The 14,155-nt window shown below is 60.9% G+C and carries 14 protein-coding genes, 1 other RNA gene and 1 pseudogene; 7 read left to right on the top strand and 9 right to left on the bottom strand.

Annotated features, from left to right (window positions below; genetic code table 11):
* Window positions 1–79 precede the first annotated feature (79 nt).
* From MJ606_RS03400 to mdoH, 5 genes are all read left to right on the top strand, one after another.
* Window positions 80–1,084: a hypothetical protein gene (locus MJ606_RS03400; RefSeq protein WP_243047994.1), complete on the top strand. Its 1,005-nt coding sequence runs from the start codon at window positions 80–82 to the stop codon at window positions 1,082–1,084.
* A 446-nt stretch (window positions 1,085–1,530) separates the two neighbouring features.
* On the top strand, window positions 1,531–1,695 hold the full coding sequence (locus tag MJ606_RS03395; RefSeq protein WP_243047993.1) for a hypothetical protein: 165 nt from the start codon (window positions 1,531–1,533) through the stop codon (window positions 1,693–1,695).
* A gap of 401 nt (window positions 1,696–2,096) precedes the next feature.
* The gene (locus MJ606_RS03390; protein ID WP_243047992.1) at window positions 2,097–2,906 is read left to right on the top strand and encodes an alpha/beta fold hydrolase; all 810 of its coding nucleotides are present in this window, start codon (window positions 2,097–2,099) and stop codon (window positions 2,904–2,906) included.
* Window positions 2,907–3,404: 498 nt separating this feature from the next.
* Window positions 3,405–5,027, top strand: a complete 1,623-nt coding sequence (locus tag MJ606_RS03385) for a glucan biosynthesis protein G (RefSeq protein ID WP_343214788.1) — start codon at window positions 3,405–3,407, stop codon at window positions 5,025–5,027.
* The gene (gene mdoH, locus MJ606_RS03380; RefSeq protein ID WP_243047991.1) at window positions 5,008–7,422 is read left to right on the top strand and encodes a glucans biosynthesis glucosyltransferase MdoH; all 2,415 of its coding nucleotides are present in this window, start codon (window positions 5,008–5,010) and stop codon (window positions 7,420–7,422) included. The genes MJ606_RS03385 and mdoH overlap by 20 nt, the downstream gene beginning before the upstream one ends.
* A 413-nt stretch (window positions 7,423–7,835) precedes the next feature.
* Here mdoH and MJ606_RS03375 read toward each other — a convergent pair whose 3' ends face one another.
* The 8 genes and pseudogenes from MJ606_RS03375 to MJ606_RS03340 form a co-directional block, all read right to left on the bottom strand.
* A complete protein-coding gene (locus MJ606_RS03375; RefSeq protein WP_243047990.1) occupies window positions 7,836–8,654 on the bottom strand; it encodes an IS3 family transposase in 819 nt (272 codons plus the stop codon).
* A pseudogene (locus MJ606_RS18370) lies at window positions 8,654–8,967 on the bottom strand (DUF1153 domain-containing protein). Before MJ606_RS18370 ends, MJ606_RS03375 begins: the two are co-directional and overlap by 1 nt.
* Before the next feature lie 449 nt (window positions 8,968–9,416).
* Entirely contained in the window at window positions 9,417–10,058 is a 642-nt protein-coding gene (rpiA, locus tag MJ606_RS03365; RefSeq protein WP_243047989.1) for a ribose-5-phosphate isomerase RpiA, read from the bottom strand.
* Between the two features lie 27 nt (window positions 10,059–10,085).
* The gene (locus tag MJ606_RS03360) at window positions 10,086–10,550 is read right to left on the bottom strand and encodes an EVE domain-containing protein (RefSeq protein ID WP_243047988.1); all 465 of its coding nucleotides are present in this window, start codon (window positions 10,548–10,550) and stop codon (window positions 10,086–10,088) included.
* Window positions 10,547–11,167 (bottom strand): 5-formyltetrahydrofolate cyclo-ligase, encoded by a 621-nt coding sequence (locus tag MJ606_RS03355; RefSeq protein WP_243047987.1) that lies wholly within the window; start codon window positions 11,165–11,167, stop codon window positions 10,547–10,549. The genes MJ606_RS03360 and MJ606_RS03355 overlap by 4 nt, the downstream gene beginning before the upstream one ends.
* Before the next feature lie 95 nt (window positions 11,168–11,262).
* Window positions 11,263–11,449, bottom strand: a non-coding RNA gene (gene ssrS, locus MJ606_RS03350) — 6S RNA.
* A gap of 6 nt (window positions 11,450–11,455) precedes the next feature.
* Complete coding sequence (locus MJ606_RS03345) at window positions 11,456–11,779, bottom strand: cell division protein ZapA (protein WP_243047986.1); 324 nt, start codon at window positions 11,777–11,779, stop codon at window positions 11,456–11,458.
* Window positions 11,772–12,011 carry a TIGR02449 family protein gene (locus MJ606_RS03340; RefSeq protein WP_243047985.1) on the bottom strand — a complete coding sequence of 80 codons (240 nt, stop codon included), beginning with the start codon at window positions 12,009–12,011 and terminating at the stop codon, window positions 11,772–11,774. The genes MJ606_RS03345 and MJ606_RS03340 overlap by 8 nt, the downstream gene beginning before the upstream one ends.
* Before the next feature lie 89 nt (window positions 12,012–12,100).
* Between MJ606_RS03340 and MJ606_RS03335 the strand changes: the two genes are divergently transcribed.
* Both MJ606_RS03335 and MJ606_RS03330 read left to right on the top strand, forming a co-directional pair.
* The gene (locus MJ606_RS03335) at window positions 12,101–12,664 is read left to right on the top strand and encodes a UPF0149 family protein (RefSeq protein ID WP_243047984.1); all 564 of its coding nucleotides are present in this window, start codon (window positions 12,101–12,103) and stop codon (window positions 12,662–12,664) included.
* A complete protein-coding gene (locus MJ606_RS03330; protein WP_243047983.1) occupies window positions 12,622–13,971 on the top strand; it encodes an aminopeptidase P N-terminal domain-containing protein in 1,350 nt (449 codons plus the stop codon). The genes MJ606_RS03335 and MJ606_RS03330 overlap by 43 nt, the downstream gene beginning before the upstream one ends.
* 44 nt (window positions 13,972–14,015) lie before the next feature.
* Here the strand turns inward: MJ606_RS03330 and cydX are convergent, their stop codons facing one another.
* Entirely contained in the window at window positions 14,016–14,153 is a 138-nt protein-coding gene (cydX, locus tag MJ606_RS03325) for a cytochrome bd-I oxidase subunit CydX (protein ID WP_243047982.1), read from the bottom strand.
* Window positions 14,154–14,155: the final 2 nt, after the last annotated feature.

The following is a 14,155-nucleotide window of genomic DNA, read 5'->3' as shown; positions in this document are numbered from 1 at the left end:
CTACTGGACGAAAAGATCTTTGCAGGCTTAAGCTGGCCCGATCTTTAGGTCGGGAGGTGCGCTGTGCGCACAAGTAGGGATGCAAGCTAACAGCGTTGAAAGGAACCTGGATAAGATCGTAGAGCTTCTTACGTCTGAAGCCCGGTCAAGGAGTTTTACGGATGCAAAGGAGTTTGAGCAACGGGTGCGTGAAGCTGCTGCCGAGTTCTTCGGCAAGAATGCAATCGACTACGACCCTGCAGCTCAAGCATTTCCTGATATAGAAATCAAAGGGACTGGGGCGGGGATTGAAGTCAAGTTTACGACCGCCGATTCATGGAGGAGCGTCGCAAATAGTGTGCTGGAGACAAACCGAATACAGAACGTAAAGAAGGTATACGTAGTATTCGGAAAAATGGGTGGGGTACCTGAGGTGCGATGGGGTGAGTACGAAAAATGCGTGATGCATGTTCGTACCTCTCACGTTCCAAGATTTGAGGTGGATATCGAGGCAGAGGAATCGTTATTCACTCAGATGGGAGTCACCTACGATAAGTTCCGCACCTCCGAGATGCACGAAAAAATGGAGTACATCCGGAAGTATGCGCGCGGGCGGTTGAGGCCCGGTGAGCGACTTTGGTGGCTTGAGGATTCGCCAAATGAGGTGCACTCATTACCCATACAGGCGCGGTTGTACACCAAGTTGCCCTTGGATGAAAAAACGAAGTTAAGGGCCGAAGCGGTACTGCTCTGTCCCCAGATAGTTGCATCCGGTCGGTCACGAAATAAGTACGACGACGTAGTTCTTTATCTTTTGACCTATCATGGCGTCCTATGTCATCAGGCAAGAGATCTATTTAGTGCAGGAAGCGTTGCCAATCCGGACAATGATGATGAAGGCGGCCTATACATCGAGCGGGCTATTAAGCTCATTGAAGGTGAAATGATTGCCGCTGCGTATCGGATGGACGATGCGCTATTTCAGGAGTACTGGGGAAAATCCGTTCCTCCGAATCGGCGAATCAAAGAATGGTTGGCGCGAGCCGATCTAGCGGCTCAGGGATGGACTCCATCACAGTCCCTCTTTCTGTCGCAGAGAATATGAGTTCGGGTAACCCGGTTCTCATGGCCCTCATGGCTGTTCGCTCCCATTGATTGTGTCTTAGCGCAGTCGACTCTTTTTGCCGGTATGGGCGTTGATGGTGGGCTGTAAACGAGATGGGCGTCACATTTTTGTGATCCAGGTCGGGATTGAACCCATGAGTGGGCATCTTATAAAGTGGACACTTCTTTGGACACTTATGTCAGAAAGTTCAATCGGAAGAATCCCTTACGCCATAAGGGGTTTGGACACTGAGGTGGGGGTCCTAGTCTCCCAGCCACATCAAGGCTCCGCTTCGGCGGGGCCTTTTTGTTTTTTTGGCTCTGCACGAGAGTTTCAAGGCCTATGGGGCTCGTCCCGAGGCCGGCGGGATGCCGGTCGAACGACGACGGTGTTCCCACATTGTTCTCTATGAGAAAGCCCTGGACTACCACTCGTTTCGGCACGGCATGACCACCAAGCTCTATGCCGCAGATGTATCGGAGCCGATCATCGACGAACTGACTGGCCATGAAGGACAGGGGACAAGTCGCCGGGTCTATAAGAAAGACATGCCGTTGACGAAGCTACACGCAGCGATCGTCAAGGTTGAATGGCCGGAGGTGGCTCTCTGACGAGCCGAAATATTTGGGAGGAAATTTCCGAGGCGGTATCTAACGATGCCGCCAACGCTATTCACCCCCTAACCAGCTCGACTGCTGGGCGACTTGCATTGGTTCGTTATCAAACCTAGGATATATGTATGTACTTACTTACATTGTGGGTTTAATGACACCAAATGCCCAAAGGGTCAACGGATAGCCGCCATCGCACAACGGAGCGGCCAATGCCGGCCACTGACGCGTTGATCTAGCAAGCACTGGCGGACAGACCTGCACGGCCCCGATACACCCGCATGTGGCACAGGCACGGCCGGATAGGCCGCAGCCAAAACGATTCAGTGACCATTGCGAGATCGAAAAATATAACGATCTGGCGTTTTCATCACGGAAATATGATTGGAGAGGTGAAAGGCATGGCTACATTCGACACAAACGGTATCTCGCTTTACTACGAGACCTTCGGGAACCCGGCCCATCCCCCGGTAATGCTGATAACCGGCCTGGGCGGCATAGGAAAGAGCTGGAACTCCCAGGTGCCTCACTTCGCGAAGGATTTTTACGTGGTGGTGCCGGACCATCGTGGCACTGGCCGGTCTACGCACACGCTGGAAGGACATACGACCCAGCAACTGGCCGCAGACATGGCGTCATTGATCGAACACCTCGCTTGCGGCCCCATGCACGTGGTAGGTGCATCGACGGGCGGCGCGATTGCGCAGTACATGGCTTTGAGCCACCCCCATACGGTGCGCAGTCTTACACTCTCGTCGACCTTTGCGCGTTTCGACACCTTCACCCAGATTGAGTTCAAGATCCGGCGCAAAATGGTCTCTGAGTGGGATCGGCGCAGCGTCGTCGAGGGATCCTCGCTTTTTCTGTTCTCTCCGCGATACATACGGGAGAATCCCAAAAAACTGGAATCATGGATTGAACAAGCGGCAGCGCACTCGACTCAACCCGAAGACCTTGAAATAGCCCTAAAACGCATCGACATGGTTGCATCCCACGATGCGCTCGCGCGGCTTGGAGAAATCCGGCAGCCAACGCTGGTCGTGTGTGGCAACCGTAATTTTTGCACGCCATTACCGCTCTCCGAAGAGATCGCCCATGCCGTACCCGGTGCCGAACTGGTAATTTTCGAAGACGCAGGCGAGCTCATTGAAATCGAGCAGGAAGAGAAATACTTCCAAGTCGTCAGCGACTTCATCAAGCGCCACGGCTAGTCCGAAAAAATAAGCCAAGCCCGCGTCCCCGCTTAAAACCCAAGATAGATAGCCACCGGCCATGCTGGTGGCTATCGCTCAACGCAACTCATAGGTTCTGCGCGAGGAAGCCCGAAGGGGTGACACGCTTGGCCGCTGTTGCATCGACATCGGTAGAGACTGAGAAGCAAGCAGCATTGTTTCTCAAATTCAACAATCTTGAAGACCAAGGGCTAGTTTGGTCCATTTCGCCCCCGCCCTAGAACGCCCAGCATTGTCGGCCAGCACGCGCGAGCATCCAGCTTAACCAAAGCAGTCCTGCTTGCCCTATCGAGCGCCAACTCGCGATGCAACTCCCCGGCCAAAGCGCCTAGACTACAAAGGCGGCAATTTGCCGACCGTCCTGAAACCTGCAACTTGCCGCGCCAGTTACAGATTTCGCAAAGGCCCTGAATCGTGTGCGCATCCGTCATCCGCCGCGTTAGCTACTGCAGTGCATGGCTTCTTGCATTCGTTGCCATGCTCTTCGGGGGAGTGTCCTGCGAGCAGCCGTCATCTCCCACGCCAAGTACGCCCACAACGGACACAGCTCCCACGAAGTCGCCTGCGGTTGATACCGCCAAGTCCAGTCTCAACCGTTCATCGGCCAGTGGCTTCTCGTTCTTCGATGTGGCGGATATTGCGCGCAGCTTGGCAGCGCAAAGTTACAGGCCGCCGGTGTCCAACCTTCCCCAAGAGCTGCGCGATCTGACGTATGCCGGCTACCAGAACATACAGTTGCGCGCCGGCCATGATCACTGGCGCGATGATGGCCTGCTGTTCCGGCTTGCCTTTTACCATCAGGGCATGCAGTTCGATACGCCGGTAGCCATCAATGAGATCGATGAGTACGGCCAGGCGCATCCACTCCAGTTCGATCCTGCCGATTTCGACTATGGCAGCCTGCAGGTCAACATCGATCTGCTCAAGGACCTTGGTTTCGCCGGCTTCAAGGTGCTGTACCCAGTAAACTCTGCGCTCAAGCCTGATGACGAGCTGGCGTCATTTCTGGGGGCGAGCTACTTCCGCGTGATCGGCCGAGGGCAGATCTATGGACTATCGGCGCGTGGCCTGGCCATCGATACGGCCTTGCCTATTGGCGAGGAATTTCCCGCCTTTCGCGAGTACTGGATCGTCAAGCCGAGCAAGAGCGCACGCGAACTGGAAATCTATGCGCTGCTCGATTCACCACGCGCGGTCGGCGCCTATCGCTTCGTGATCCGGCCAGGCGTCGATACGATCGTCGATGTCCATGCACGCATCTACTTGCGGGCAAAGGTTAGACGCTTGGGCATCGCGCCGCTCACCAGCATGTTCTTGTACGGTGCGAACCAGCCGTCGCCGACGCACAATTATCGGCCAGAAATACACGATTCCGAGGGCCTGGCGATCCACACAGGCCTGGACGAATGGGTGTGGCGCCCGCTGAACAACCCGAAGAGGCTGAGCATCAGCACATTCCAGATGGAGAATCCGCGCGGTTTCGGGTTGTTGCAGCGCACGCGCGACTTCGGTCACTACGAGGATCTCGACGACCGTTACGAAAAGCGTCCGAGCCTATGGATTGAACCCATCGGCAACTGGGGCAAGGGCGACGTACAGCTGATCGAGATTCCCACACCGGACGAAACCAACGACAACATCGTGGCATTCTGGGTCCCTGACGCGCAGCCCAGCCGCGGGACACCGCTCGATATCCAATACCGGATGACTTGGACGCTCGACGAGCCGAGCACCCATACGACTCCACTCGCGTGGGTGACCCAGACGCGCCGTTCCGGCGGTGAGCTCAAAGGCCCTGACCTGGTCCGTCGCGGCGACGACAGCATAAGCTTCATCATCGACTTCGCCGGCCCTTCGTTCGCGCATCTGCCGCCGAACGCGACTGTCAGCGCAGATACCTGGTGCGATGACAACGGCGAAATCATCGAGCATTGGGTGCGCGCCAACGAGGCCACGGGTGAGCACCGCCTGATGCTGCGCGTCAAAGTCAAGGATGTATCCAAGCCAGTTGAAATGCGGGCAACGCTGACTAGCGGGCGAATCGCGCTGTCGGAAACCTGGTCTTATCGGCTTCCCGCCAATGAAGTCGATGCAAAATAGACCCGACAGTTTGCTGCAACGCTATCTACAACGGTTGCCGTCGACCAAGGGCGAGCAATCCGCGCTGGAGCATGGCGTAGAAGTGCGAATCGCGAGCGGCAATGAGCCATGGGCAGCGCTGCACGAGACGTTGGGCCAGCCGTGGCAGCATGCCGTCGCCGAGCCCTCGGCGGCCTCTGTCGGCCGGCGCCTGATGCTTGGCTATGGCGCCGCCTGCGCGGCAGCCGGCGTGCTCCGCAGCGATGCCGCTGGTGCCAAAATCGCCGCTGTACCACCGCTAGCCCGCACTCCGCTGGCCGCAACCCCTTGGGAACCCAATCCCTTGCTGCGCGCGTGGCGCCGGCTACGCACCGCTCGTCGGCCTCCCGCCGCCCTCCGCCATCGCAGGACGCGCTGGCACACCACTAACTGGCGGCGGCTCGCCCTGGTGTTCGCTGTCGGCCTTCAGACGGTGATCGCCACGGCGTATATGCAGGATGTACTGCCCTACCATGGCGCCGAACCGCTTGAAGTGTTGATCCTGATTCTGTTCGCGCTGCTGTTCTGCTGGATCTCATCCGGCTTCTGGACGGCCGCGATGGGCTTCGTGCAGATCATGGTTGGGCACGACCGCTACAGTATCTCGGCGCGCGGCCTCCCCGATGCACCGCTGTCTGCCGACATACGTTGCGCATTGGTCATGCCGATCTGCAACGAAGACGTAGGACGCGTGTTTGCCGGCTTGCGAGCGACCTATGAGTCACTGGCGCGTACCGACTCGCTTAGGCACTTCGACGTTTTCGTGCTCAGTGACAGCGACCAAGCCGACATCTGCGTGGCGGAACAACAGGCCTGGATGGAGCTGTGCAGTACCGTCGATGGCTTCGGGCGCCTCTTCTATCGCCACCGTCGCCGTCGCGTGAAACGAAAGAGCGGCAACATTGACGATTTTTGCCGCCGCTGGGGCGCGAAATACCGCTATATGGTGGTGCTTGACGCCGATAGCGTGATGACCGGGGCCTGCCTGAAGTCGCTGGTGCAGCTTATGGAAATCCATCCCGCGGCGGGCATCATCCAAAGCGCGCCGTTCGCGATGGGCATGCAGACCCTCTACGCTCGGATCCAGCAATTCGCGACACGTGTCTATGGCCCGCTATTCACGGCTGGCCTGCATTTCTGGCAGCTGGGCGAATCCCATTATTGGGGCCATAACGCGATCATCCGACTTCGACCATTCATGCAGCACTGCATCCTGGCACCGTTGCCGGGCAAAGGGGCCTTCGCCGGCACCATCCTGTCCCACGACTTCGTCGAAGCTGCGCTGATGCGCCGCGCGGGTTGGGGCGTATGGATCGCATACGACCTACCAGGGAGCTACGAAGAGCTTCCGCCCAACTTACTCGACGAACTGAAGCGGGACCAGCGTTGGTGCCATGGTAACTTGATGAACTTCCGCCTATTCCTGACCGACGGCTTCCATCCAGCACACCGCGCTGTGTTTCTTATCGGCGTCATGTCGTATCTTTCGGCGCCGTTGTGGTTCCTGCTCCTCGTACTGGCCACGGTCCTACTGGCCGTGCATACGCTGATCGAGCCACAGTACTTCGTCGAGCCACATCAGTTATTCCCAGTCTGGCCGCAGTGGCATCCAGGCAAGGCAATTGCACTGTTGTCGTCGACCTTCGTGCTGCTATTGCTGCCGAAGGTCCTGAGCGTCCTTCTTGTCTGTTTGCGTGACCCGCAGGACCATGGCGGACGCTTCAAGGTCGTCCTGAGCATGCTGTGCGAAATGCTGTTCTCGATGCTACTCGCGCCGGTACGCATGATCTTCCATACACGCTTCATCACCGCCGTGCTGTTTGGTTTGAAAGCGCGCTGGATTTCGCCACAGCGCGACGCGAACCACACCCCCTGGGGCGAGGCGATTCGCCGCCATGCTTCCCAGACGTTGCTGGGGCTGGCGTGGGCCGGCCTGGTGGGCTGGCTCAATCCGCTATGCCTGTGGTGGATGGCCCCCATTCTGGCTGCCTGGCTGCTCGCCATCCCACTGTCGGCACTGACGAGCCGCGTGGACATAGGCCGGAAATCGCTCGCCGTGGGCCTCTTCCGTACTCCTGAGGAAACGAGGCCGCCGAAAGAGCTCGTCGCGACACACGCCTACACGCTGGCCGCACGCCATCACGAGGATGAAACCCCTGATTTCGACGCCGCTGTCACCGACCCTGCAATCAATGCGCTGGTCTGCGTGATGGCGGGGGCTCGCCACCGGAATGCGCCGCCCAACATTGAGGCCCGCAAAGCACTGGTCGAACTAGCCTCCGAGAAAAGTGCCGAGCTTTCCGAACTGCAGCGCATCAGGCTGCTGGATGACCCCGTGGCCATGGCACAGTTGCATCGCCTGGCGTGGGTGCAATAGCCAGATGCCCGGGCTCAACTCCGGGAATGCCTTGCTTGCGAAATAGGCGCAGTCGAGCGCGAAAGCCTCCCGCAGCGAATGACTAGTCCGGTGGGCAACACGAGCACCGAGTTCAGACGCCTCCGGAATAGTGGTCAACCCAGATCGGAATCCGCACCTGGACGATGCACCGCTCAAAGCAGGACCCGGCCCCTCGTGTCTGAGCACCTTGTTACAGGTCTGCATCGTCCAATCGCCGTATTGATGGCTGAACGGTGTGAACGCAGACTGCGTCGGCGCCACTGCCCCGTCACGACGGCAGAGGAACGCATGTCCACTAGGGTCTATCTGACGATCTCCACGGACGCCGGCGCCCCTTTTTATCATGATGTTGACGGTGGACACCTGTAATGACCCAGCACTTCCTGCGCAGGTCAGGCCGCTAAAGCATACGCCTGGGCAGGTGTTTTCATACCGAGCGCCTGGTGCGGTCTGCGGTGGTTGTAAAACGCGACCCAGTCACCGATCACACGGCTAGCGTGTTGCTGGGTTTCAAAGCGATGGCGATGGACGCATTGCTCTTTGAGCGTCCGAATCAGGCGCTCGACCATGCCGTTTTGTTGCGGGCAGTGCGGCGTGATGAACTCTTGTTTCAAGCCGTAGCTGCGCACCAGCGCGGTGTAGCTGCGGCTGGTAAAGACCAACCCGTTATCGGAGCGAAGCAGAAAGGGCTCTCGCACGCGGCCTAGGCTACCCAAGCGACTGATCAGGGCTTGTTCCAGCGCCGCTTCGGCGGTCTTGGACTTGGCACTGCGCGATAGGTGCCAGCCAAGCAGCTGACGCGTATGGCAGCCCATCACCAGCGCCAGAGTCAGCCAGCCGTCACGGCCCGCCCAGATGCGGCATTGGTCCGTTGACCAACGCTCATCCGGCGCCTTGGCCACCGAGGGCAAGGCTTCGATCCGTGGGCGCTGCCCGATCGGGCGTTTGCGCACCTGCCAGCCCTTGAGCTGAAAGAGGCGCTGCACCGTGTTCTTGTTCATACCCAACAACCACGCCACCGTGCGATAGCCAAACGACGGCTCCTGTTCGATCGGCGCCTTCACCGGTTCGGCCCGTTCGGCGCGAACTTTCGGCGCGGCCTTCACTGGTCGGTAGTAGATCGTCCGTCGCGACACGCCAAACCATCGACACAACTTGGCCAGCGCCACCTCCACGCCCTCCTTGCGCAGTCCCTGCTGGATCGAGAGCATCACGTCTCGTCCTTGCCCAACAGGGACGCCAATCTTTTCGTGCGCGAAGTTCCAACATGGCCTCGCCGTAGGCTTCTTGCAGTTCCTTCAGCTGCCGCTCGTACTGTTCGCGCACATCTTCGGGCTTGGTGCGCAACGCATTCTCCATGCCGCGCTTGCCATCATCGACCCAGCTCTCGATCTCCGAGGGAGGCAGGTCGAACTGGCGGCTTGCCTGCGCCACGGTCGTTTTTCCCTGGATGATGTCGAACACCAGCGACGACTTGCGTCGGGCCGTCCACCGCTTGATCTCTTCGTCCATCACGTTGCTCATCAGTGTTCCTCTCTCAAAGTAACACCTGAGCAGGAAATCACTGGGTCATTACACGGGCGCGATAGTGGGTGCAGCCTGTTTTAGGCGTTAATGTAGCGTAAGATCAGGAACGCATTTCTTGGGACAACTTTCATCCGAGTTTTCCTCATGATTTTCTTCTGAATCAATGGCTTGATATGACGCCTTGGTGGGCTGGTCTTCCAGCCAAAAACACAAAGCCCGCCTATATGGCGGGCTTTTGTTTTTGGTCTGGAATGCTGGGCGAACCATGTCCAATCGATTAATTTGGAGCAAACATGGCTCGTAGTGCGCGGGTCGACTCGATGGCCCAGCCCCACGACATGGCCTTGCGCTTGATCGGTTCGAACAAAAACGCCTCCCGGGAAACCAGGAGGCGTTTCGTTTTCTGGCTTCTCCCCCGTGAAGGAGGGCGGGCGAGCAAGGCGTGCTCAAATCACCTTGTCGCCCACCAGCACCACATCGGCCGGGCGGCGTGCAAACAGGCCTACGGTGACAATGCCCGGAATCTGGTTGAGGTCGCTCTCCAGTGCTACCGGGTCGACGATCTGCCAGCCATGCACGTCGATGATCCAGTTGCCGTTGTCGGTGACCACGCCATCGCGCCACACCGGCTGGCCGCCGCGCTTGACGATCTCGCGGCCGATCAGGCTGCGCGCCATCGGGATCACTTCGATCGGCAGCGGGAACTTGCCCAGCAGGTTCACCTGCTTGCTCGAGTCGATGATGCAGACAAACTTTGCGCTGGCCTCGGCCACGATCTTCTCGCGGGTGAGCGCGGCGCCGCCGCCCTTGATCAGGCGCTTGTGCGGATCGCACTCGTCCGCGCCGTCCACATAGAGCGAGAGCGGCCCGGTGGCGTTGAGATCCAGCACCGGAATGCCCAGGCGCTTGAGGTGCGCGGTGGATTGTTCCGAGCTGGACACTGCACCCTGGATACGGTCCTTCAGGTCGGCCAAGGCATCGATGAAATAGGCGACCGTGGAGCCGGTGCCGACGCCGACGATGGCGCCGTCCTCGACATAGCGGATGGCGGCTTCGCCGGCCTGGCGTTTCTCGTTGACGTTGCTCATGTCGTGCGTTCCGGTAAGGGGAAAGAGTTATTCCATCGCCAGGATATGACGCCATTCGGCCGCGCCCACCGGCATCACCGAGAGCCGATTGCCCTTGCGCACCAGCGCCATCTCGGCCAGCGCCGGCTCTGCCTGCAGCTCCTTGAGTGGAATGGTGCGCTTGAGCTTCTTCACGAACTTCACGTCCACCAGTGCCCAGCGCGGGTTGTCGCGCGAGCTGGCCGGGTCGAAGTACTTGCTCTTGGGGTCGAACTGGCTGGGGTCGGGATAGGCGTCGGTGGCCACTTCGGCAATGCCGACGATGCCCGGCTCGGCGCAGTTGGAGTGATAGAAGAAAATCTTGTCGCCCACGCGCATGCCGTCGCGCATGAAGTTGCGCGCCTGATAGTTGCGCACGCCGTCCCAGGCTTCCTGGCCCTTGCGCTTCAAGTCATCGATGGAGAAGGCGTCCGGCTCGGACTTCATCAGCCAATATTGGGTGTGCGCCGTCATGTGTGGGCCTCTCCATCCTCGCCGGAGGCGTGGCAGTCGATCAGTTCGTGCTCGGTGGCGATGTAGTCGAGCGGTACGTCCCAGGTTTGCGCATCGATCTGCGGCAGCTCCTGGAACGCATAGGCTATGCCCACCAGCAGCGGCTCGGTGGGGCGTGCCTGTTCCCGCAGGAAGGCGAAGCTGCGGTCGTAATAGCCGCCGCCGGTACCCAACCGGTTGCCGTTGCGGTCGAACGCCAGCAGTGGCACCAACACCAGGTCAAGCTGGAATGGTTCCAGCAGCTCTTGGGGTTCCACCGGCTCGGGAATGCCGTAGCGGTTGGGCTGCACATCCTGGCCGGCCTGCCACGGGGCAAAGCGCAGCCGCTGCCCGGGTCCGATCACCGGCAGCAGAAACTGCTGGCCGCGCGCGGCCAGGGGGGGGATGACCAGGTTGAGCGGCAGCTCGCCGTCGCAGGCCCAATAGCCGGCCACGCGGGCGTCGGTGAGGTACTCGGGGAGTTGTTCCAGGCTGCGTCGCAGACCCTGGGCGGCACCGATGCGCTGCGCCGGGGTAAGCGCACGGCGGCGTTCGGCCAGTTGCTGGCGTAGTTCGCGTCGCTGGGCGGTAGCGTCCACGTTCGCATCTCCTGCAAAGCGAGCCCGCGGACGTTGCGGCGAGCGGCCCGGGGCCGTACGGCGCCAGACGGCGCCGTACGGTAGGGAATGAGGTGGCGTTAACCGCGATGCCGCTGCCCACCGAACGACCTTGATCCACGATGGATCAGGTGGGAGAGCTACATGGTCTCAAGGCTTTCCGCACGCGGCGGACATGCACAACAACCGATGAAAAGCCGACCCGGGGCCGTATTTAGGAACAAGGCAAATGTAAGAGTGTGCTGGCGCACACCGCAGAAAACGCCGAGGCTATTTTACGTGGGCGTCGAGGGCCGCTTCAAGCTTGCGTCGCAGGGCGGCCAGACCATCAGTCACGCCCTGATCAGTACCGGTGTGCTGCTTGCGCAGGGAAAGGAATTCGTGCGTGACGCTGATGGCAGCCAGCACGGCCAGCCGATCGAAGCCCGGCGCCTTGGCGTTGGCACGCAATTCGCGCATCTTGCGGTCGAGGTAGGCGGCCGATTCCAGCAGGCCTTCACGCTCTTCCGGTGCGCAGGCGATCAGGAATTCGCGGTCGACCAGTCGCAGCGCAACCGGTTCGTTGGCGGGGGTGCTCACGCTGCTCTCAGCCATTGTTCTCAAGCGCCTTCAGTCGCTGGATCATTGCTTCGACGCGGCTGCGCGCCTGTTCGTTGCGCGCCATCAGGCCCGCCCGCTCGTTCGCCAGCTGCTCCTGGCTATGCCGCAGGCTGCGGTTTTCCTCGGTAAGCCGGCGCACGATGTCGAGCAGCCGATCGAGCTGCTCGCCCAGGGCTGCTAGCTCTAGCTTGACGGGATCAGGCTTGATGGATTCGGGCGCGCTCATGGGTCGAAACTATAGCAGGAGGGCCAATGAAAACAGCAGGCTCGGGGGCGCTGCATTAAACTGGCGGCTTGCCTTGAAGGAGTAATGCCATGACACCGAGCGAGCTGATCGGCTACGACGAACTGGACGACGCCATCGCCCGCCTGCAGCTGGGTGTCCAGGCCAGCGAACTGCATGGCTCGCTGTGCGGCTTCCTGGCCGGTGGCGGTCACTTCGGCAAGCAGTCGTTGATCGAAACGCTGCACCTGGACGCCGAGGCGGCCACGCCCTCCGCGCCGACCCAGGCCGTGCTCGACCGCCTGGTCAAACAGAGCCAGGCCGAGCTGGACGACCCGGAGCTGGGCTTCGAGCCGCTGTTGCCGGCGGATGACCGTCCCTTGCCGGAGCGTGCCGAGTCGCTGGTCGACTGGTGCCGCGGCTTCCTGGGCGGCTTCGGGCTGGCGGGCGCCGAGGCGCACGGCCAGTTGTCGGACGAGGCGCAGGAAATCCTGCGCGACCTGGCCACCATCGCTTCCTCCGCGTTCGATTTTGGCGACGAGGGCGAGGACGAGGACGCGCTGATCGAAGTCCATGAGTTCGTGCGCATGGGCGCCATGCTGCTGTTCGCCGAATGCGCCGGCCGCAACAAACCCAACAGCGATACCGTGCATTGAGCATTTCGGCCGAGGAATATGCGCGTCGCCGCCGCCAGCTGATGCGCATGGCTGGCGAAGACGCGGTGATGCTGATTGCCGCCGCGCCCGAGCGGGTGCGCAACGCGGACGCCAACTGGCCGTACCGGCAGGATTCGGACCTGCATTATCTTTCGGGTTTTCCCGAGCCCGATGCCGTGCTGGCCCTGTTGCCGGGCCGCAAGCATGGCGAAGCCGTGCTGTTCTGCCGCGAGCGCGACGAGGAGCACGAGCGCTGGCACGGCGAATCCATCGGCACCGATCGCGCCGTCAGCGAATACGGCATGGACGATGCGTTTCCCATCGACGATATCGACGACATCCTGCCCGGCATGATCGAGGGCAGGGCACGCGTCTACTGCCATTTCGGCCGCGAGCCGGAATTCGACGCGCGTTTGCTGGGCTGGATGCGCCGGCTGCGTCAGCTGCGCGGCGGCGGTGTGGTGCCCAAAGACCTGGTGGCGCTAGGCCATCTGCTGCATGACCTGCGCTTGTACAAGTCGCGTGGCGAGTTGAAGCTGATGCGCGCCTCGGCTGCCGTGGCGGCCGAAGCCCATCGGGCGGCCATGCATGCTGCCGTGGCCGGCCGGCATGAATACGAAGTGGAAGCCGAGATCCTGCGCGTCATGCGCAGCCGCGGCGCGGTGCCGGCGTTTCCGCCCATCGTGGCCGGCGGCGCCCATGCCTGTGTGATGCACTACACGGCCAATCGCGCCGTGCTGCGCGATGGCGACCTGCTGCTGGTGGATGCCGGCGCGGAAGTGGACTGCTATGCGTCCGACATCACCCGCACGTTTCCCATCAACGGTCGCTACAGCCGCGAGCAGCGTGCGCTGTACGAAGTGGTGCATGCCGCCCAGCTGGCGGCGATCGACGAAGTGCTGCCGGGGCGCACCTTCAGTGCCGCGCACGAGGCCGCCGTGCGCGTGATCGCCGAAGGCCTGTGCGCGCTGGGCCTGCTCAAGGGCAGCGCCGACGATGCCATCGCCGATGGCGGCTACAAGCGTTTCTTTCCCGCCAAGACCGGCCATTGGCTGGGCCTGGACGTGCACGACGTGGGCGACTATCGGGTGGATGGCGAACCGCGCCTGCTCGAGCCGGGCATGGTGGTGACGGTGGAGCCGGGCATCTACGTGCCGCCCGGCGATGCCGGCGTGGCGGAACGCTGGCGCGGCATCGGCATTCGCATCGAGGACGACGTGGCCATCACCAAGGACGGCAATGAAGTGCTTACCGATGGTGTGCCGAAGGATGCCGAGGAGATCGAGGCGCTACTGCGCGCGCGTTGAACCCAAGCCCGTGATCCCGGCGCGGGCCGGGACCACGGATCGCATCAGCGTGCTTCGCCCGGCGGCTTCGGTTCGCTGCGCTCAAGCGCCTCATCGGTAGCATGCACCTCGTACCACATCGCATTGAGGATGCCGAACGCACAGGCCAGGCCGAGGCCGAGGATCCAGGAGAAATACCACATGG

This window comes from Dyella sp. RRB7 (genome assembly GCF_022761115.1).
GTDB lineage: Bacteria > Pseudomonadota > Gammaproteobacteria > Xanthomonadales > Rhodanobacteraceae > Dyella.
This window is presented reverse-complemented; position numbering and strand designations above follow the sequence as displayed.